Raw genomic sequence first — 18,454 nt, 5'->3', positions numbered from 1 at the left:
TCAATCTTTGTTTAAGTCTGTAAAATAAGCAAAAACATATTGTTTATCATAATTTTATATATAATAAAAAATAAACATTTTATCGAAGGTTTTAAATATTAACTGACTGATATGCATAGATAGTTTTTTAGATTATAAGCAAAGCAACTTTAAGTATTTAATTTATATTTAAAAACGATAATGAAATACAAAAAATGATAAATAACATAAAATTTGTAGGGAATTTTCGTTTAAGACGACAAAACAGTTAAAAATTCGTTATATTTAATTATCTTTAACAGCAAGAGTGCGGTTAGAATGAAAGACTGTGCTAGAGAGCTCTCGCTTCGCTTATGAATATTTTAATCGTTGATGATCATCCACTGTTTCGCCATGCTCTAATTCAAGCGGTACGTTATAGTTTGCCGCAAGCTCAGATTCATGAAACTGCTGCAGTAAATGAATTTTATGAGCGTTTAGAAAATGGTCCTGAACCTGATTTAGTTTTATTGGATTTAAATTTACCTGGTGCATCTGGGTTCTCTGCACTAGTACATGTACGAGCGCAATATCCATTACTGCCAATCATTGTTGTTTCAGCACATGAAGAAACTTCAATTATTCAGCGTGCAATTGCGCATGGTGCTATGGGGTATATTCCTAAATCAGCGCATCCGAGCCATATTGGTGAAGCAATTCGTCAAGTATTAGAGGGCGAAATTTGGTTACCACCAAATTTACCTGCCAATATGAGTTTTGATCCACGTGCAGCAGATGAAGCAGCCTTAGCTGAACGAATTCAGTCATTAACGCCGCAGCAGTTCCGTGTCTTGATGATGGTCGCGGAAGGTTTGTTAAATAAACAAATTGCGTATGAACTGGAAGTTTCTGAAGCAACCATTAAAGCGCATGTCACTGCGATTTTCCGTAAATTGGGCGTGCAAAATCGTACCCAAGCAGTATTGGCGATTAGTGCTTTAAATATTGAAGAAAAGAAAGTTTAAAACGATCTATCATAAAAATAGATGTGATAAAAAATGGATGCTTGAGCATCCATTTTTTTGATTATAAAGAGGTGCTTTTAACGCTTCACAACAATTGAATCAATACCACTATGTTGCAAGGTTTGCTGTGCAATCACGGCAGCATTTTGTGATTCATAAGGTCCTGAAATAACACGATACCAAGTTTGATTTCCTTCAGTCGCTTGAACGACATCTGCGGATAAGCCATTCAAAATGATTTCAGCACGACGTGCGTCAGCACTATCTGGGTCTGGGTAGCTACGTACTTGTAAAATATATTCAGGTGCTGTTGGTGCAGGTGCTTGTTCAGATACATCTAAACCCGTATTCACCTCATTTGTAGCAGGTTTTTCAGGTGCTTCTACAATCACAGTTTGACTTTGAACACGAGTTTCAGGTACAGCCTGATCGGGAATAGGCGTTACTTGTTGATTTGGTAAAAGGTCATAAAAACGGTAGTCTTTATTGGTATCTTCTTGATAATGCTCAGAAGTGACTTCATTACTACGTGTTTTTACAGGAGCCCACGGTTTCCAGAGCATAAGTGCTACACCAAAACTGAGCACGATTAAAATAACCACAAGCATCCCTAGCCATTTTGGAACTAAGGGCTTTTTAGGCTTATTTGGTCGTTCAGACACGCCGCGTTGCGTTTTTCCAAACACGTGGAATTCCTCTTACTAAATAGTAACGTTATATGTGACAACGTCTTTGAGTACCGCTACGGTGAACGATACTCAATAGATTTTGAAAATAGATGGCTACTTTACATTGTCTCTGGTGCAGAAACACCAAGAAGCTCTAAACCATTATGTATAACTTGTTGAACATTTTGAGAAAGTAATAAACGTGCTTGAGTTAATTCAGCATCATCACCTAATACTTTATGTTCGTTGTACCAACCATGGAATAAAGCAGCGAGTTCTTTTAAATAATTCCCCACTTGATGTGGTTCATAATTGTTCGCAGCACGAATCACAATTTCTGGATAAGCTGCGAGTTTTGCTAAAATTTCTGTTTCTGCGTCTAGTTCTAATTTTGCAGCAAATTGACGTGCATTTACTGTATCAAAATTGATACCAGTTGCAGCCGCTTTTTCTAGCATACGACAAATACGTGCATGTGCATATTGAATGTAATACACAGCATTGTCTTTGCTTTGTGAAACAGCAAGGTCTAAGTCAAAGTCAATATGTTGTTCAGATTTACGCATGACGTAATAAAAACGAGCAGCATCATTGCCAACTTCTTTACGCAAATCACGTAAAGTTACAAACTGACCTGAACGAGATGACATTTGCACCATTTCACCGCTACGCCATAGGCTGACAAATTGAACCAATAATACGGTCAGTTTTTTCGAGTCATAGCCCATTGCATCAATCGCAGCTTTTACACGAGAAATATAACCGTGGTGGTCTGAACCCCAGATATCAATAATTTCTGTATAGCCACGTTGTAATTTATTTAAATGATATGCAATGTCAGACGCAAAATAAGTGGTTTGACCATTACGACGTTTAACCACACGGTCTTTTTCATCGCCAAATTCAGTCGATCTAAACCAGATGTTACCGTCTTTTTCATAGAGGAAGCCACGTTGATCAAGGGTTTGTAAGGCTTCATCAATTTTTTCAGTCAATGATGCTTCACTGAACCATTGGTCGAAAGTGACACCAAACTCGCCAAGGTCATCTTTAATGTCATCTAAAATGGCATGTAAAGCCGCCTGATGGAAAACACGATAACCTTCACCCAACGCATTTTGTGAATTGTGGATTAAGCCATCAATGTGTTTTTCTTTATCACCAGAAAGGATAACTTTGTTGCCGTCTGCATCAAGTTCTTCAGCATATTGCACATCTTCAGGAACATCCTGATAAATGTCAGCAACAGGGCGTACATATGCATCGGCATCTTGGTCAATAATGCTCTGAGCAATTTCTTTGACATAGTCACCCTGATAAGCATTTTTAGGGAAAACCAAAGTTTGCCCTGTCAGCTCAAGGTAACGTAAATAAGTTGAAGTTGCGAGAATATCCATCTGACGACCTGCGTCATTGACATAATATTCACGGTCAACCGTCGCACCTGTTGCCTCAAGTAAATTTGCAACAGTCATACCGTAGGCTGCACCACGACCATGACCCACATGTAGACTTGATGTTGGATTTGCTGAAACAAATTCGATTTGGATTTTTTTTGCAGCATTTGCTTGGGTTTTACCAAATTGGTCTTTTTGAGCTTGAATGCGATCAAGAATTGCAAAACGTTGATCTGCATTTAAAAAGAAATTGATAAAGCCAGGACCTGCAATTTCAGCTTTGCTGATATCTGCAACTTCAGGTAAGTTCGCTAAAATTTTTTCTGCAAGATCACGAGGTTTCATTCCCGCAGCCTTAGAACTGATCATTGCGATATTTGACGCAAAGTCACCATGGCTTCGGTCTTTAGTTCGGGTCAAATGACCTGTGTTGTTCCAGTCGGAAGGAAGTACGCCTTCAGCTTGAAGGGCTTGTACCGCATGATCGAGAGCTGCTTGGATTGCCGTATTCATAATCAGTCGAAAAATAAATGTCGCAGAAAAACAACGAATATAGCAAATTTCCGCGTCTTTAGGTAAAACCATTTGTATGGATTCATCAAAGAGTGATGAATAACTTGATGAATGAAGTCTGTACGCTTGAGCGAAGTGTTTGATGTGGTCAAAATATAATGTTTAACGTATCAATATAACGCAAAAGCTTTTAAAAACGCTGAGTTTCAATTATGGTGTGGCGCTTTAAAATGAAAGTCTGTCGTTGTCTATTATGCATCATAAACCAGCCATGATTGTTGGCAATATTCCTAAGCTTCCAGCTAAATACGCTGCTTGGATTTTACCTTTATTTTTATCTGGATTAATGAGTGGCATCATTTCATTGATAAATACTGTAAAGAACTTAGGCTGGACTGAAAATTTATTTTCAATTTTCTTATCTGCTTGGATGTTATCTTGGTTGGTTGCATATCCTATGGTACTGATCATATTACCAATTGTGAAAAAAATAACCGCTTTATTTGTAGATATGTCGCCACCTGAAGCATCGAAATAAGCTGATCTATTGTTTTTTAAGCTCTATTAAATGTCTAAATCTATTTAATATCATTATAAATTTGCTAAATACCCCAAAGCCCTAAAAAAGGGCTAATCTATAGCCCGATATAGATGAAACTCTACTATTTTTGTCTAGATTTACATCTAAATCTACACATAATGAGATGGGATATGACCGCAGAAAACTTGAAAGCTAAAAAACCGTTATATACACCCTATGCAGGGAATACTTTACTTGAGCTTCCCCTTTTGAATAAAGGTTCAGCCTTTACCGAAGAAGAACGCAAAGACTTCAATCTGTATGGCTTAATTCCGCATGTTATTGAAACAATAGAAGAGCAAAGTCAGCGCTCTTATCAACAATATTGTGATTTTAATGATGCGATTAACAAACATATTTATTTAAGAAATATTCAGGACACCAATGAGACCCTGTTTTATCACCTGATAGAAAATCATTTAAGCGAAATGATGCCAATCATTTATACGCCAACCGTTGGTGAGGCTTGCCAACGTTTTTCAGATATTTATCGTCGTCATCGTGGCACATTTATTTCTTATCCTGATCGTGAAAATATTGATGACATTTTACATAATGTAAATAAAAAGAATGTCAAAGTGATTGTGATCACTGATGGTGAACGGATTTTAGGTTTAGGTGACCAAGGTATTGGTGGAATGGGGATTCCAATCGGTAAGCTATCCTTGTATACCGCATGTGGTGGTATTAGTCCTGCTTATACTCTGCCAATTACTTTAGATGTTGGAACAAATAATCAACAATTATTGAATGATCCAATTTATTTAGGTTGGAACCAACCTCGAATTAGTGGCGAAGAATATTATAACTTTGTTGATGAAGTGATTGCTGCTATTCAGCGTCGTTGGCCAAAAGCATTGATTCAGTTTGAAGACTTTGCTCAAAAAAATGCGATGCCTTTACTTGAAAAATATCGTAATCAAATTTGTTGTTTTAATGATGATATTCAAGGTACAGCCGCAGTTTCAGTTGGTAGCTTAATTGCAGCAAGTCGTGCAGCAGGCAAGCAGCTTAAGGATCAGAAAGTTGCATTTTTAGGTGCAGGTTCAGCAGGGTGTGGTATTGCTGAGCAAATTGTAGCGCAAATGATTGCAGAAGGTTTAACTGATACTGAGGCTCGCGCGCGTGTCTTTATGGTTGATCGTTTTGGTTTAATTACTGAAAATCAGCCAAATCTTCTTGATTTTCAGCGTAAGTTAGCGCAAAAAACGGATGAGGTTGCACATTGGGGCAATGCTGAGGAAGTCATTTCTTTACTTGATGTCGTTAAAAATGCCAAGCCAACAGTTCTCATTGGTGTATCTGGGCAACCTGGTTTATTTACTGAAGAAATTATTCGCACTTTGGCTGCCAATTGCGAGCATCCGATTGTTTTACCATTGTCAAATCCGACTTCTCGTGTAGAAGCTGTACCTTCAGATATTATTGAATGGACAGAAGGGCGTGCATTAATTGCAACAGGTAGCCCATTTACTCCAGTAAATTATCAAGGCAAGATTTTTAATATTTCACAATGTAATAACTCTTACATTTTCCCGGGCATTGGTTTGGGGATCGTGGCAGTACAAGCAACCCGTGTAACAGATAATATGTTGATGGCTTCAAGTAATGCTTTGGCAGATTGTTCGCCAAAACTACATGATATTGAAGCAGATTTATTACCTGATTTAGATGAGTTGCAAAGCGTATCTAAAATCATTGCTTTTAAAGTGGCTCAAGCTGCGATTGCAGATGGTGTTGCTCCTGCAATTAGTGATGAGCAATTACAGCAAAATATTGAAAATAATTTCTGGAAGCCTGAATATCGCCGTTATAAACGCGTTCCTTTTTAATTTAAATTTTCAGTAAAATTACATAAAATGGAGTCTAATGAGGCTCCATTTTTTTATATTTTAAGTGATCCCACAATGAAAAAAATAATCTTTGGCTTTTTAAGTTGTTTTTTAATATCTACAACACTTACTCATGCAAATGTATGTGAAAAGCAGTGGCAAGAGGAACAAAAAAACACAGTTCAAATCAAAAAGTTAAAAAGTCAACAATGTGCTTATATTTGGGATGATGCCAAAGTGATTGCATTGCTCAAAAAGATGAATTTGAAGCCGAAAAATGGTCAATGGATGGCAATTGATGAGTGTAATGCGATCCAAGTGGGACAGCAAAAATATATTTTATATCAAGCTTATTATAAAAATGATTTGAGTGATTTATATGTGATTCGAGATTCGAGCAATAACCTGTATGGGTTTTTTAGAGATTTAGGTAAATACTCTTTTGTAGATGATAAATTTATCCCGACTGCAACAGCAAATCAACATGGAGTTGACTTGAAATGCGCTGCTTTGGGAAATAATCCGAAATTATCGAATATTTTGATCCAAAATCTTTTCCAAAGAAAGATAGACTTAACCCATTATTCTTATGAAGATAGAAATAAATAAACAGAGCGTATCCTAGTAAAATGAAAAAGTATTTAGGGTTATTTTTATTGCTGAGTAGTGTACATGCTTCAGCACAAACGATGTATTGTGTACAAACGAGCCGTGATCTGATTTCTGAACTGTATCGAGATTATCCTGTGCAATCAACGAAAGATCTTGCAGGTGCAAGTCGAAAAGTTTTGCGTCAGTATTTTGATAGCCATCTGGTGCAGCTTTTGTTACGCGAGCAAAAATGTGCGGCAAAAGTACATGGGCAATGCAATTTGGACTTTAATATTTTAAGTAATTCACAAGATGTGGCTGATGATGTGGCGATTCGTGTTTTAGAGGCAAACGAGCATCAGGCAAAACTAAAAGTGGGCGAACAAATCCTCAATTTTAAAATGCGGATGGAAAACAATTGTATGCGGATTCAAGATATTGAATATCAAAAAATAGGTCGCTTAAAACAAATTTTGAGTAGAAAATGAAAAAATATACGCTCTCAACAGTTGCTTGTTTGTTGTATGCCCATACTTCACGCTGAAAGCACAGCTCAAGCAGAGTTTAAGAAAGTTATGGTCAATGAATACAAGGATGTGAGATTTAAGTGATAAAATTCAATAAATTAGCTATCATTGTTGTAATGGTTCTAGGCATTGTGGCTTGTGATGATCAGTCAGAAAGAGCAAGAGATGAGCAGTCAAAAGTCATACCACATACAGAAACTAAAGTAGAACAAATCAAACATTCAGAAAAAATATTACAAAAAGAAGCGCCACTAGATGCAGAAAGTTTTTGTAAAACGATGAGTGTTGAAACATGGTTTGCTTTTGATGAAGCAAGTGCTGAACCAATTTGTCATCAAGTCAAGTTTTATCAACTCAAAGACTATCAATGTGATATTTCAAAGCATGCTTTTGGTCTGCACGAAGATGCAATTTATATTGAAAAAGGTGCGCATCGCATTTTTGCTTATCCAATAGAAAAACAATGTCTGGATGCTTTAGATGTTCGTGATTCTAATGCACCTTAAAAGTATGAAAATAAGATCAAAGCGCGTAAATCTTTGATCTTATTTTTTTGTGTATTACTCTGTTTCTAAAATTTGTGCCAATAAATCTTCACTAGGCGCAAAATAATAAGCACCATCGAGTGGTGTAACAAAGTGCAGTAAACGGTCATGAACACCATCACCACTCGTACCAAACATACGCTCTAACATACGATCAATACGCGTTAAGTCTTTAGTATAGGCAATGAAAAATAATCCTTGATCGCCTTTGCCATCACCATAAGGTAAAGAATGACGTAGGATTTCGAGTTCTTCGCCTTCATCATCTTCAATGACTGTTCTTGCAATATGCGCATTTTCAGGTTTTTGGTCATCTTCAAGCTCAATTGACTCAAGCTTAGTACGTCCCATAACTTGTTCTTGTGCATCAACTTTAAGGCGTTTCCATTTTTCTAAATCGTGGGCATATCGTTGTGCAAAAATAAACGAACCATCTTGGAAAATACCTGTCTCTTCACCTAATAAAGCTGTTTCCGCGCGATCATCCTTAAATTGTGGATTTTCAGTTCCATCAATAAAACCTGTGATATCACGACCATCAAAATAACGGAAACATACACGCTCATCTAAGACTTCAACGCGCTCTTGAATACCTTCAAAAAAGGATTGGCTCAGTGCAAAACAAATATCAGCACGTGCACTTGCTAAGTGAATAAGAACGTCTGCTTGAACAGCGGGCATTGGAAAAGTGCCATCAATTGCTTCAAGAGAAGAAAAACCTTCAGGTGTAGCAGCGTAAAGTTGCTGCCAAAGATCTAATCCAAATGCGACAGCCGTTTTAATTTGGGCATCAGGATGTTGTGTGATAAGACGATCACGTGTTGAAAATAGATCATCTAGTTTTTCTTTTAATTCAGCGATGGCTAAATCTTTTAAACGTAAAACAATAAAACGGGCATGGTCTGATGGTAGGGGCAAAATTACAGATTGTGCTGTCATTTTAAAGATGGCTCCTCAATTATTGTTTATGCAATGAATCTATTGTGCATGATGGAAAAATATCTCGGTAGAGCTTCGCTTATATTTTTTAGCGATAAAATAAATCACGAGAAAAGGCAATGAAATGTCTATAATAACGTCTTTCTGATTGTCTCCCCAATTTTATGTCTTATCAAGTTTGGTTTGCATTTATGCTCGCGTGTTGGGTGATTAGTATTTCACCCGGTGCAGGTGCGATCGCATCGATGTCAAGTGGTTTAAATTATGGTTTTCGTCGCGGTTATTGGAATGCACTAGGGCTGCAATTGGCTTTGCTTGTACAAATTGGCATTGTTGCTGCTGGAGTAGGAGTACTATTTGCGACGACTCCTTGGGCATTTCTAGTGGTGAAATGGTTCGGTGTTTTATATTTACTTTATTTAGCCTATATGCAATGGAGAGCACCAATTCAGAATATTGAAATTAAATCGGAAAATAAACCTAAAACCATTCCTATGCTCATTTTGCATGGTTTTTTGATTAATATGAGTAATCCTAAAGCGATTGTATTTTTGTTGGCGGTTTTACCTCAGTTTTTGGATGTAAATAAGGCACAACCGATTCAATATGTGACGATGGCTGTGACCATGATTACGATTGATTTAATTGTTATGGCAGCTTACACGGGTTTGGCTGCTAAAGTGTTACGATTATTGAAGTCACCTCAGCAACAGAAATATATGAATCGTACCTTTGCTATATTATTTAGTTGTGCCGCAGCTTTGTTGAGTTTGGTGCATCAGTGATCGAATAGATTTCAATTGTTATTTTGCTCTGGATTAATTGGTCTTGGTGTCAAAACTTCAGTCGATCATAATTTTTGATTGAGGCATAGATTGTAAAAGAAAAAAATAAAATCAGAAAACTACTTAACAATCTTGCAGATCTTGCCCAATAGATTTGGTATTCAAGTTGACTGACTTCAGTTATAAAACGATTTCTTTCAAATAGATAATAAGTATTGGTAGCTTTTTCAACTCGAAAGTTCCCAACTAGTGTATAGAAAATAAAAAATTGAAGCAGTGCATAAATGAATAAAATTATAAATATAGATTGAAAATTTTTAGACCAAGTTGCAAAAGCCCAAGACTGATTTTGATTATTTTTCTGCTTCAGAATGAGCCAAAAGGTATTTAAAAATAAAGGTAAAACTAAACTGATGAGAATCTCAAAGGAAAAGGGGAGATAACTCAAAAAACTATACAGATGAATCAATACACAAATCATGAAACAGACAATATTGAATATTGCAAACAGGTTCAATGATTTAAAATCATACATTCTCAACTCATTTTTTTAATTTTCTGAATGGTAAATACTGAAGCAAACAAAATTGACATGGTTAAAACAATACTTAAACCTGTTGAAATGTTTAAACCTGCACTTGACCACAAGCCAATACTGACACCAAGTTGAGCAATAATAAAAGCAGCAATGACCATTTGCTTAGGAGAATGCGAAACTAGACGAGCTGTCAAAGCAGGGATCACCAATAATGCCCCCATCAATAACGAACCGACAGCACGTAATGCCAAGACTGTAAATAATGCCAATAACAACATAAAAATCAAACGTTGCCATTTAGCATTTACACCCTCACTCACGGCAATATCAGGGTCAATGGCGATTTGAATTTGCGCTTGCCAATGCCTAAACAACACAAGCAATGCTGCAAAAATAATACCAACAAATACAGGCAAGTCCGACCATTCTATTGTCAGTAAATCACCAAAAAGATAGCTTAATAACTCAGGACGCAAGGCAGGTAAGTGTTGAATAACCAATAAGCCTGAACAAAGTAGAGTCGCAGAGCATAAAGCAAGCAATGCGTCATTTGGTAAACGAGGATCATGTAAAATCCATAATACGCCAACCAACAAAATTGCAGTAAAACTTACACCGACCCAAAGAGGTAAACTCACAACAGCGGCTAAAGCCACACCCAAGAGCGTACCATGTGCCATTGTGTCGGCAAAAAAAGACATACGACGCCACAACATGAGACAACCTAAGGGCGCGGTTAGAAAAACTAACAACGTTCCCATAATCCATGCAGGTAATAGGAGTTGTAACCATTCCATCATGGCTTAGGCTTCCGGTTCAGGGTGAATGTGTGGACGAGAATCATGTTCACAGGTTTTAGCTGAGTCACCATGCGCACAATGATCATGATGATGTTGATAAAGAACGCGGTTCGTTCCAAAAATTGCTTGATACTCAGGATGTTGCTGAATATTTTCAGGTAAACCACTACAACAAATGTGCTTATTTAAACATACAACACGTTGAGTACCTTGCATGACCCACTGCAGATCATGCGAAACGATTAAAATAGAACAACCATAACGTTCAGGTAAACTTCTAACATAGTCATACAGTTCAGCTTCAGATTGAATATCTAAGCCTTGCATCGGTTCATCAAGCACTAAAACATCAGGTTGGCGTAATAATGCACGTGCCAATAAAACACGCTGACGTTCACCACCTGAAAGTTGTTGCACTTTCGAATGATTAAGCTGTGCAATACCTGTATCTCTGATAATTTCAGCTTTAATTGCTTTATCACATTTTTCTAAATTTAATAAATCTTTAACACGTAGAGGTAAACTATGTGAAGGATTAAATTTTTGCGGTACATAAGCTAATTTAAGCTTTTTAGTACTGATAATGCGCCCAGAACTTGGTTTAACAATGCCCAATAACACTTTAATGAGTGTGGATTTACCCGCACCATTTGGACCAATAAGCGTGACAATTTCTTTTTCATGCAAAGAAAAATCGACATTTTTTAAAATATCACGCTCATCAATACGAACATTAATCTGCTGTAATTGAACCAATGATGGCGTTAGACCTTGTTCGAGCACTGCTGACATAGTCCTGAAATCTCAATAATACTGTGATGGGCTTTAAAATGGTCAGAGTCAGCTAACTGATCTAATTGTTCAATTAAGCCTTTTGCTGAAGCTTCTTTGACAGTTTGACATTGCGAGCAAATTAGAAAAGCAGCTTGGTGCCCTTCACGAGGGTGGCAACAAGGAATATAAGAATTAATCGAAGTTAAGCGATGAATAAAACCTTTCTCTAATAAAAAGTCTAAAGTTCTATATACAGTAGGTGGGGCAGCAGGGCGGTCAGATGTACCTTTTAACTTGGCTAATAAGTCATAAGCACCCACAGGACCTGTCGCATTTAAAATTAATTCTAAAACCTCTTTACGTAAGGGTGTGAGACGAGCACCGCCAGCAGTACAAATATTTTCTGCTTCTAATAGGCGAGCTTTGACATTTTTATGGTCATGTACGCCATGTAAAGTATCATGATGCTCGTGTGAACATAGGTTCATTGCACACCTCAAAAGACGTTTAAAATAATAAGACGATCGCAAATAGTAACATGAAGCCAGATCATGTTACGAATAGCATAGGTTTTTTTTAAATTTTGTTATATTATAACATTTAAATTATTTGGGTAAAATACTCTCCATGAAACGCTTCATTGCTTTGTGCTTTAGTGCATTATTTATCAGTGCAACTTGGGCACAATCGCCATTAGTAGTCTCAACACATGCCATCTATTTAATTTCTAAAAAAGTAACACAAGGAGTTGAAGAGCCTGTTTTACTTTTAGATAAACAAAGTGGACATGATGTACAACTCACCCCAATGAACCGTAAGACCATTAAAGATGCGTCATTGGTTATTTGGTTGGGCAAGGCGCATGAAGCACCTTTAGAAAAGGCATTGGAAGGAAATGCAAATGCAATTTCGATTTTAGATTCGGGCATTATTCAAGCATTGCCTTTGAGAAATACGCGCGGCGTTGCACTCAACAATACAATTGATACCCATGTTTGGCTTGATCCAAACAATGCTGTACGTATTGGTTTCTTTATTGCAGCATTACGCTCACAACAATATCCAGAAAATAAAACTGCTTATTGGAATAATGCGAAAAAATTTGCAAATGAAATGCTCTTGGTATCACAAAAATATATAGGTATAGGTGCAACACGACCATACTGGTCATATCATGATGCATATCAATATCTAGAGCGCTCTTTAAACTTAAAATTTGCAGGTGCAATGACTGATGATCCACATGTTGCACCCACTATTGCACAGATTAAGTATTTGAATGATACACGTCCTTACAAAAAAATGTGTTTACTTGCAGAGGCGAATGCGAGCCCAAGTCAATATAAAAAGTTAGGTGAACTTTCATTTCAAACAGTTGATGAATCCTTAGCGAAACAACAAGATTTTGTGGTTGCATGGCAAGCTTTAGCAAGAGAAACACAAGATTGCGTACTAAATGCACGGAAATGATGCAAAAAATAAGCAACAATTGTATATATGAAAAGCAACGCTAATATTGAAAAAAACACGACTAAGGTCGGGAAAAGATTGCATGTTCAGGGGTGTAACTCTATAATGCCTGCGATTAAAAACGATCATCAGCTAAACTTGTCAAGCATTTGTGTTGTGAGTGGATAAAAAATGAGCCGAACTAGTCGCTTGATTGACCGACGATTAGCAAAAGCTTTGGTCTATTTACAAGCATCAATGATTCCTGTTTCAGCCTTGATAGCGTGGGTCTTGAAAGACTCAACTGCGGCTTTAAGTGCAGCATTAGGTGCATTTATTTGTTGGCTTGCCAGTTGTTATTTTTCTTGGCAGTCGTTTCGAGCAGCAGGTGCACGAGCTTCCAAGCAAGTTCTTTCGAACATGTATCGGGGCATGATGGGCAAATTTGCGATTGTGATTGTTGGATTCATTTTAATTCTAAGCAATGTGAAGCCATTGTCAGCGGTTGCATTGTTTTGTGGTTTCATTCTTGTTCAGTGTATGACGTGGTTCGCGCCGTTTCTGGCAGCACGTTTACAAAAATAAGTTTAGAAGCAACAAAAATGAAGTTTTTTTAGAACTTTAACGAGATATCAAGCAGCACGCGATGTTCGTTAAATTTCTAATTTAGTATTTGACATTAACCAGGTGTGATTTATGGCTGCTGAAGAACATACCCTTACATCGACTGAGTATATTCAGCATCACTTGACCAATATGACCTATGGCAAAATGCCAGATGGTACATGGAAGTTGGCTGAGACTGCTGCTGAAGCCAAAGAGATGGGGTTCACTGCTATTCACTTGGATTCAATGGGTTGGTCTATTGGACTTGGTCTGATTTTCTGTTTGTTGTTCTGGACGGTGGCGAAAGCTGCAAATGCTGGTATTCCAGGCAAGCTCCAGTCTGTAATCGAAATGATTATCGAGTTTGTTGACTCAAGCGTGCGTGATACTTTCCACGGAAAGTCACGCTTAATTGCACCTTTGGCATTAACCATTTTCGTGTGGATTTTCCTCATGAACTTGATGGACTTAATCCCTGTTGACTTTATCCCGTATACAGCTCAACAAGTGATTGGTTCTATGCTCGGTGTAGATCCGCATCATGTTTACTTTAAAATTGTTCCAACTACTGACCCTAACGTAACTTTAGGTATGGCGTTGTCAGTATTTGCATTAACTATTTTCTATAGTATTCGTGAGAAAGGACTTGCTGGCTTTGGTGCAGAATTTGCACTTAACCCATTTAACCCAAGTAACCCGATTGCGAAAGCGTTACTGATTCCTGTAAATATTTTACTTGAACTTGTAACCTTTATTGCACGTCCAATCTCATTGGCACTCCGACTGTTTGGTAACATGTATGCAGGTGAATTAATCTTCATTCTAATTGCATTATTACCATTCTGGATCCAATGGGCGTTGTCTGTGCCTTGGGCTATTTTCCATATTCTTATTATTACCTTACAAGCATTCATTTTCATGATGTTGACTATCGTATATATGAGTATGGCTACCGAAAAGCATTAATTAATTTGCTCAACTGCAACAGGGCAGTTGGGCTAAAGTTTTTTGTTTGATTTAAACTCAACCTCTGAGGATTGTTTCATGGATTTAGTAGTTGGCTTATCTGCTGTCGCAGCTGCTCTTTTAATCGCGTTTGGCGCATTAGGTACTGCAATTGGTTTTGGTCTTTTGGGTGGTCGCTTCCTTGAAGCTGTAGCTCGTCAACCAGAATTAGCTCCACAACTTCAAACTCGTATGTTCTTAATCGCGGGTCTTCTTGATGCTGTGCCTATGATCGGTGTGGGTATCGGCTTATTCATCATCTTCGCTAACCCGTTCATCGGCTTATTGGGTTAATTCGCTACATTCCGAAATCAACTATTTGAGGAATAGCAATGAATATCAACCTCACATTGATTGGCCAAGCGATTGCATTTGCGATGTTTGTCGCATTCTGCATGAAGTTTGTATGGCCACCACTAATCAATGCGATTAGTGAGCGTCAGCGTAAAATCGCTGATGGCTTAAATGCTGCTGAAAAAGCGAAAGCTGATCTTGCTGATGCACAATCGCAAGTAAAGCAAGAAATTGATGCAGCAAAAGCACAAGCGGCTCAATTGATCGAACAAGCGAACCGTCGTGCGGCACAATTGGTCGAAGAAGCGCGTACTCAAGCATCTGCTGAAGGTGAGCGTATTCGTCAACAAGCGAAAGATGCTGTTGACCAAGACATCAATTCTGCTCGTGAAGAATTACGTCAACAAGTTGCTGCTCTTGCAGTTGCTGGTGCAGAGAAAATTCTGAACCAACAAGTTGACGCAGAAGCTCATAATGCCATGCTGAATCAGCTGGCTGCTAAACTTTAAGAGAGGCGAATATGGCTGAACTCTTGACGTTGGCACGCCCATACGCTAAAGCAGCATTTGCTTATGCATCTGAGCAAAATGCAACTGACACTTGGTCAAATGCATTACAACTGCTCAGTGCTGCGGTGCAAGATGAAGCATTCTCCGCTTATTTAAATCGCCCTGAGTTGACACCTGCTGAGCAGGTTGCACTTTTTGCGAAAGTTTTAGGTAATGAACAAACTGCAGCTGTGTCAAACTTTTTGACACTCCTTGCAGACAATGGTCGTTTGACATTGTTACCTGAAGTTGAAGCAGAATTTGAACAACTCAAATCGCAAAATAACAACACTGTAGATGTTGTGATTGAATCAGCTTTTCCGCTTGATTCAGTACAAGAACAGAAGTTGGCTCATGCGTTAGAAAAACGTTTGAACAGCGCTGTTAAAGTTACAGTTGAAGTAAATCCAGCACTTATTGCTGGTGTTGTTATTCGTGCAGGCGACCAAGTGATAGATGATTCTGCGCTTAGCAAGCTTGAAAAAATGCGTACTCGTCTTTTAGCATAATTGTAAACAATAATTGCATAAGACGAAGACTGAACTAATAAAAGATTGAGGTATAGCGCAATGCAACAACTGAATCCATCCGAGATCAGTGCGCTCATTAAACAGCGTATCGGCGATCTGGACACCAGCGCGACCGCTAAGAACGAAGGAACCATTGTTATGGTTTCCGACGGTATTGTGCGTATTCACGGCCTTGCTGATGCAATGTACGGTGAAATGATCGAATTCGACGGCGGCTTATACGGTATGGCACTGAACCTAGAACAGGATTCAGTGGGCGTCGTTGTTTTAGGTAACTACTTAAGCCTTCAAGAAGGTCAAAAAGCGCGTTGCACAGGTCGTGTATTAGAAGTTCCGGTTGGTCCAGAACTTTTAGGCCGTGTAGTAGATGCTTTAGGTAATCCAATTGACGGTAAAGGTCCAATTGATGCGAAATTGACTGATAAAGTCGAAAAAGTTGCACCTGGTGTAATTTGGCGTCAATCAGTGGATGAGCCTGTACAAACTGGTTATAAATCAGTTGATACAATGATTCCTGTAGGCCGTGGTCAGCGTGAGTTGATCATTGGTGACCGTCAAACTGGTAAAACAGCGATGGCGATCGATGCGATTATCGCTCAGAAGAATTCTGGTATTAAATGTGTTTACGTTGCAGTTGGTCAAAAGCAATCAACTATCGCAAACGTAGTACGTAAGCTAGAAGAAACTGGTGCTATGGCGTATACAACTGTTGTAGCAGCAGCGGCGGCGGATCCAGCAGCAATGCTTTTCCTTGCTCCGTATTCTGGCTGTACAATGGGTGAATACTTCCGTGACCGCGGTGAAGATGCGTTAATTATTTATGATGATTTGTCTAAGCAAGCAGTTGCTTACCGTCAAATTTCATTGTTATTACGTCGTCCACCAGGTCGTGAAGCATATCCAGGTGACGTATTCTATCTTCACTCTCGTCTTCTTGAACGTGCTTCGCGCGTTTCTGCTGACTACGTTGAGCAATTCACGAAAGGTGAAGTTAAAGGTCAAACTGGTTCTTTAACTGCATTACCGATCATTGAAACTCAAGCGGGTGACGTATCTGCATTCGTACCAACAAACGTAATTTCGATTACTGATGGTCAGATCTTCCTTGAAACTTCATTGTTCAACGCAGGTATCCGTCCAGCAGTAAACGCAGGTATTTCGGTATCACGTGTTGGTGGTTCTGCTCAGACTAAGATCATTAAGAAATTGTCTGGTGGTATCCGTACTGCTTTAGCACAATACCGTGAATTAGCAGCATTTGCTCAGTTCGCTTCTGACCTTGATGAAGCAACTCGTAAGCAACTTGAACATGGTCAACGTGTAACTGAATTAATGAAGCAAAAACAATATGCTCCATATTCAATTGCTGACCAAGCTGTTTCAGTTTATGCATCTAACGAAGGTTATATGACTGACGTTGACGTGAAGAAAATCGTAGACTTTGATGCTGCATTGATTTCTTACTTCCGTTCAGAGCATGCTGCATTAATGCAAAAAATCGATGAAACTGGTGATTGGAACAAAGACATCGAAGCTGCATTTAAAGCGGGTATTGAAAGCTTTAAAGCGACTCAAACTTACTAAGATTCAACGATGTTGAATCTAGTTATGGTTTGGTTCACGGATCAACCTTCGAAGGCTCGAAAGGGCTTTCGAATACTAGGTTAAGCGTATGGCAAATTTAAAAGAAATTCGCGCCAAAGTAGCTAGTATCAAAAGCACGCAGAAAATTACTCGCGCGATGCAGATGGTAGCAGCTTCTAAGATGCGTCGTGCGCAAGAGCGCATGGCTCAGGGCCGTCCGTATGCCGAAAATATGCACCGTGTAATTGCTCATTTGGTACAAGCGAATCCTGAATATAAACATCGTTATATGGTTGAACGCCCTGTAAAACGCGTTGGCTATATCATTGTTTCTTCAGATCGTGGTCTTGCTGGTGGTTTGAACATTAACTTGTTCAAAAAAGTGGTTAAACACGTACAGCAGCAACAAGAGCAGTCAATTGAAGTTCAATTTGCTTTAATTGGTCAAAAAGCGGTTTCGTTTTTTAAAAACTACGGCGGTAAAGTACTGGGTGCAACAACTAATTTAGGTGATGCTCCAAGTCTTGAACAGTTAACTGGTTCTGTACAGGTGATGTTAGATGCATTTGATAAAGGCGAATTAGATCGTATTTATCTTGTGTCAAACGGCTTTGTCAATGCCATGACTCAAAACCAAAAGGTTGAGCAACTTGTTCCTTTAGCTGCGGCTGAGACACAAGAAGGTCTAAACCGTCAATACGGTTGGGATTACCTCTATGAACCAGAAGCTGAAGAGCTGTTAAATGGTTTATTGGTTCGTTATATCGAGTCTATGGTGTATCAAGGTGTGATTGAAAACATCGCATGTGAACAATCTGCGCGTATGGTAGCAATGAAAGCTGCAACTGATAACGCAGGTGAGATCATCAAGAGCCTACAACTTATTTATAACAAGCTGCGTCAAGCCGCGATTACTCAGGAAATTTCTGAAATCGTTGGTGGTGCCGCTGCCGTTTAACATTATTT

21 protein-coding genes are annotated in these 18,454 nt (G+C 38.5%); 15 read left to right on the top strand and 6 right to left on the bottom strand.

Annotated features, from left to right (window positions below; translation table 11 throughout):
• Window positions 1-332: 332 nt before the first annotated feature.
• Window positions 333-983 (top strand): response regulator, encoded by a 651-nt coding sequence (locus HX124_RS14805; protein WP_107008934.1) that lies wholly within the window; start codon window positions 333-335, stop codon window positions 981-983.
• Between the two features lie 77 nt (window positions 984-1,060).
• Here HX124_RS14805 and HX124_RS14800 read toward each other — a convergent pair whose 3' ends face one another.
• The gene (locus HX124_RS14800; RefSeq protein ID WP_107008933.1) at window positions 1,061-1,669 is read right to left on the bottom strand and encodes an SPOR domain-containing protein; all 609 of its coding nucleotides are present in this window, start codon (window positions 1,667-1,669) and stop codon (window positions 1,061-1,063) included.
• A 101-nt stretch (window positions 1,670-1,770) separates the two neighbouring features.
• A complete protein-coding gene (gene argS / locus HX124_RS14795; protein WP_286383754.1) occupies window positions 1,771-3,561 on the bottom strand; it encodes an arginine--tRNA ligase in 1,791 nt (596 codons plus the stop codon).
• A gap of 253 nt (window positions 3,562-3,814) precedes the next feature.
• On the opposite strand from argS, the gene HX124_RS14790 reads away from it, so the two are divergent.
• The 5 genes from HX124_RS14790 (at window position 3,815) to HX124_RS14770 (ending at window position 7,597) form a co-directional block, all read left to right on the top strand.
• On the top strand, window positions 3,815-4,099 hold the full coding sequence (locus HX124_RS14790; RefSeq protein WP_286383753.1) for a DUF2798 domain-containing protein: 285 nt from the start codon (window positions 3,815-3,817) through the stop codon (window positions 4,097-4,099).
• Between the two features lie 173 nt (window positions 4,100-4,272).
• Entirely contained in the window at window positions 4,273-5,973 is a 1,701-nt protein-coding gene (locus tag HX124_RS14785; RefSeq protein ID WP_286383752.1) for an NAD-dependent malic enzyme, read from the top strand.
• Window positions 5,974-6,048: 75 nt separating this feature from the next.
• On the top strand, window positions 6,049-6,582 hold the full coding sequence (locus HX124_RS14780; protein ID WP_286383751.1) for a hypothetical protein: 534 nt from the start codon (window positions 6,049-6,051) through the stop codon (window positions 6,580-6,582).
• A 20-nt stretch (window positions 6,583-6,602) separates the two neighbouring features.
• The gene (locus HX124_RS14775; protein WP_286383750.1) at window positions 6,603-7,052 is read left to right on the top strand and encodes a hypothetical protein; all 450 of its coding nucleotides are present in this window, start codon (window positions 6,603-6,605) and stop codon (window positions 7,050-7,052) included.
• A gap of 119 nt (window positions 7,053-7,171) precedes the next feature.
• Window positions 7,172-7,597, top strand: coding sequence for a hypothetical protein (locus HX124_RS14770; RefSeq protein WP_286383749.1), 426 nt, complete (start codon window positions 7,172-7,174; stop codon window positions 7,595-7,597).
• A 54-nt stretch (window positions 7,598-7,651) separates the two neighbouring features.
• On the opposite strand, the gene HX124_RS14765 is transcribed toward HX124_RS14770, so the two are convergent.
• Complete coding sequence (locus tag HX124_RS14765; protein WP_286383748.1) at window positions 7,652-8,575, bottom strand: Dyp-type peroxidase; 924 nt, start codon at window positions 8,573-8,575, stop codon at window positions 7,652-7,654.
• Window positions 8,576-8,739: 164 nt separating this feature from the next.
• On the opposite strand from HX124_RS14765, the gene HX124_RS14760 reads away from it, so the two are divergent.
• Window positions 8,740-9,360: a LysE family transporter gene (locus tag HX124_RS14760; RefSeq protein WP_107008926.1), complete on the top strand. Its 621-nt coding sequence runs from the start codon at window positions 8,740-8,742 to the stop codon at window positions 9,358-9,360.
• A gap of 537 nt (window positions 9,361-9,897) precedes the next feature.
• Here the strand turns inward: HX124_RS14760 and znuB are convergent.
• The 3 genes from znuB to HX124_RS14745 are packed head-to-tail and all read right to left on the bottom strand — an operon-like array spanning window position 9,898 to window position 11,960.
• Window positions 9,898-10,698, bottom strand: coding sequence for a zinc ABC transporter permease subunit ZnuB (znuB, locus tag HX124_RS14755; RefSeq protein ID WP_286377932.1), 801 nt, complete (start codon window positions 10,696-10,698; stop codon window positions 9,898-9,900).
• 3 nt (window positions 10,699-10,701) lie between these two features.
• Window positions 10,702-11,490, bottom strand: coding sequence for a zinc ABC transporter ATP-binding protein ZnuC (gene znuC / locus HX124_RS14750; RefSeq protein WP_107008923.1), 789 nt, complete (start codon window positions 11,488-11,490; stop codon window positions 10,702-10,704).
• Window positions 11,463-11,960, bottom strand: coding sequence for a transcriptional repressor (locus HX124_RS14745; protein ID WP_107008922.1), 498 nt, complete (start codon window positions 11,958-11,960; stop codon window positions 11,463-11,465). The genes znuC and HX124_RS14745 overlap by 28 nt, the downstream gene beginning before the upstream one ends.
• A gap of 139 nt (window positions 11,961-12,099) precedes the next feature.
• On the opposite strand from HX124_RS14745, the gene HX124_RS14740 reads away from it, so the two are divergent.
• From HX124_RS14740 to atpG, 8 genes are all read left to right on the top strand, one after another.
• The gene (locus HX124_RS14740) at window positions 12,100-12,942 is read left to right on the top strand and encodes a metal ABC transporter substrate-binding protein (RefSeq protein WP_286383747.1); all 843 of its coding nucleotides are present in this window, start codon (window positions 12,100-12,102) and stop codon (window positions 12,940-12,942) included.
• 171 nt (window positions 12,943-13,113) lie between these two features.
• Complete coding sequence (locus HX124_RS14735; protein WP_286377931.1) at window positions 13,114-13,506, top strand: ATP synthase subunit I; 393 nt, start codon at window positions 13,114-13,116, stop codon at window positions 13,504-13,506.
• A 111-nt stretch (window positions 13,507-13,617) separates the two neighbouring features.
• Entirely contained in the window at window positions 13,618-14,493 is an 876-nt protein-coding gene (gene atpB / locus HX124_RS14730; protein ID WP_107008919.1) for a F0F1 ATP synthase subunit A, read from the top strand.
• A gap of 78 nt (window positions 14,494-14,571) precedes the next feature.
• Complete coding sequence (gene atpE / locus HX124_RS14725) at window positions 14,572-14,826, top strand: F0F1 ATP synthase subunit C (protein ID WP_107008918.1); 255 nt, start codon at window positions 14,572-14,574, stop codon at window positions 14,824-14,826.
• Window positions 14,827-14,864: 38 nt separating this feature from the next.
• Window positions 14,865-15,335, top strand: coding sequence for a F0F1 ATP synthase subunit B (locus HX124_RS14720; protein WP_107008917.1), 471 nt, complete (start codon window positions 14,865-14,867; stop codon window positions 15,333-15,335).
• 11 nt (window positions 15,336-15,346) lie between these two features.
• Entirely contained in the window at window positions 15,347-15,883 is a 537-nt protein-coding gene (locus tag HX124_RS14715) for a F0F1 ATP synthase subunit delta (protein WP_286377930.1), read from the top strand.
• A gap of 60 nt (window positions 15,884-15,943) precedes the next feature.
• Window positions 15,944-17,488: a F0F1 ATP synthase subunit alpha gene (gene atpA, locus HX124_RS14710; protein ID WP_107008915.1), complete on the top strand. Its 1,545-nt coding sequence runs from the start codon at window positions 15,944-15,946 to the stop codon at window positions 17,486-17,488.
• 88 nt (window positions 17,489-17,576) lie between these two features.
• Window positions 17,577-18,446, top strand: a complete 870-nt coding sequence (gene atpG / locus HX124_RS14705; protein ID WP_107008914.1) for a F0F1 ATP synthase subunit gamma — start codon at window positions 17,577-17,579, stop codon at window positions 18,444-18,446.
• The last annotated feature ends 8 nt before the right edge of the window (window positions 18,447-18,454 follow it).

Source organism: Acinetobacter sp. 226-1 (assembly GCF_030329325.1).
GTDB lineage: Bacteria > Pseudomonadota > Gammaproteobacteria > Pseudomonadales > Moraxellaceae > Acinetobacter > Acinetobacter sichuanensis.
The sequence above is the reverse complement of the archived record's forward strand: the minus strand, read 5'-3'. Positions and strand labels throughout refer to the sequence as shown.

What these genes read in the sequence shown, in the direction of transcription:
- HX124_RS14790 (WP_286383753.1), top strand. Translation starts at nt 3,815, where the DNA reads ATGCATCATAAACCAGCCATGATTGTTGGCAATATTCCTAAGCTTCCA.
- HX124_RS14765 (WP_286383748.1), bottom strand. Translation starts at nt 8,575, where the DNA reads ATGACAGCACAATCTGTAATTTTGCCCCTACCATCAGACCATGCCCGT.
- znuB (WP_286377932.1), bottom strand. Translation starts at nt 10,698, where the DNA reads ATGATGGAATGGTTACAACTCCTATTACCTGCATGGATTATGGGAACG.
- HX124_RS14760 (WP_107008926.1), top strand. Translation starts at nt 8,740, where the DNA reads ATGTCTTATCAAGTTTGGTTTGCATTTATGCTCGCGTGTTGGGTGATT.
- HX124_RS14745 (WP_107008922.1), bottom strand. Translation starts at nt 11,960, where the DNA reads ATGAACCTATGTTCACACGAGCATCATGATACTTTACATGGCGTACAT.
- HX124_RS14785 (WP_286383752.1), top strand. Translation starts at nt 4,273, where the DNA reads ATGACCGCAGAAAACTTGAAAGCTAAAAAACCGTTATATACACCCTAT.
- atpA (WP_107008915.1), top strand. Translation starts at nt 15,944, where the DNA reads ATGCAACAACTGAATCCATCCGAGATCAGTGCGCTCATTAAACAGCGT.
- HX124_RS14715 (WP_286377930.1), top strand. Translation starts at nt 15,347, where the DNA reads ATGGCTGAACTCTTGACGTTGGCACGCCCATACGCTAAAGCAGCATTT.
- HX124_RS14780 (WP_286383751.1), top strand. Translation starts at nt 6,049, where the DNA reads ATGAAAAAAATAATCTTTGGCTTTTTAAGTTGTTTTTTAATATCTACA.
- atpB (WP_107008919.1), top strand. Translation starts at nt 13,618, where the DNA reads ATGGCTGCTGAAGAACATACCCTTACATCGACTGAGTATATTCAGCAT.
- HX124_RS14735 (WP_286377931.1), top strand. Translation starts at nt 13,114, where the DNA reads ATGAGCCGAACTAGTCGCTTGATTGACCGACGATTAGCAAAAGCTTTG.
- HX124_RS14720 (WP_107008917.1), top strand. Translation starts at nt 14,865, where the DNA reads ATGAATATCAACCTCACATTGATTGGCCAAGCGATTGCATTTGCGATG.
- HX124_RS14775 (WP_286383750.1), top strand. Translation starts at nt 6,603, where the DNA reads ATGAAAAAGTATTTAGGGTTATTTTTATTGCTGAGTAGTGTACATGCT.
- znuC (WP_107008923.1), bottom strand. Translation starts at nt 11,490, where the DNA reads ATGTCAGCAGTGCTCGAACAAGGTCTAACGCCATCATTGGTTCAATTA.
- argS (WP_286383754.1), bottom strand. Translation starts at nt 3,561, where the DNA reads ATGAATACGGCAATCCAAGCAGCTCTCGATCATGCGGTACAAGCCCTT.
- atpE (WP_107008918.1), top strand. Translation starts at nt 14,572, where the DNA reads ATGGATTTAGTAGTTGGCTTATCTGCTGTCGCAGCTGCTCTTTTAATC.
- HX124_RS14740 (WP_286383747.1), top strand. Translation starts at nt 12,100, where the DNA reads ATGAAACGCTTCATTGCTTTGTGCTTTAGTGCATTATTTATCAGTGCA.
- atpG (WP_107008914.1), top strand. Translation starts at nt 17,577, where the DNA reads ATGGCAAATTTAAAAGAAATTCGCGCCAAAGTAGCTAGTATCAAAAGC.
- HX124_RS14805 (WP_107008934.1), top strand. Translation starts at nt 333, where the DNA reads ATGAATATTTTAATCGTTGATGATCATCCACTGTTTCGCCATGCTCTA.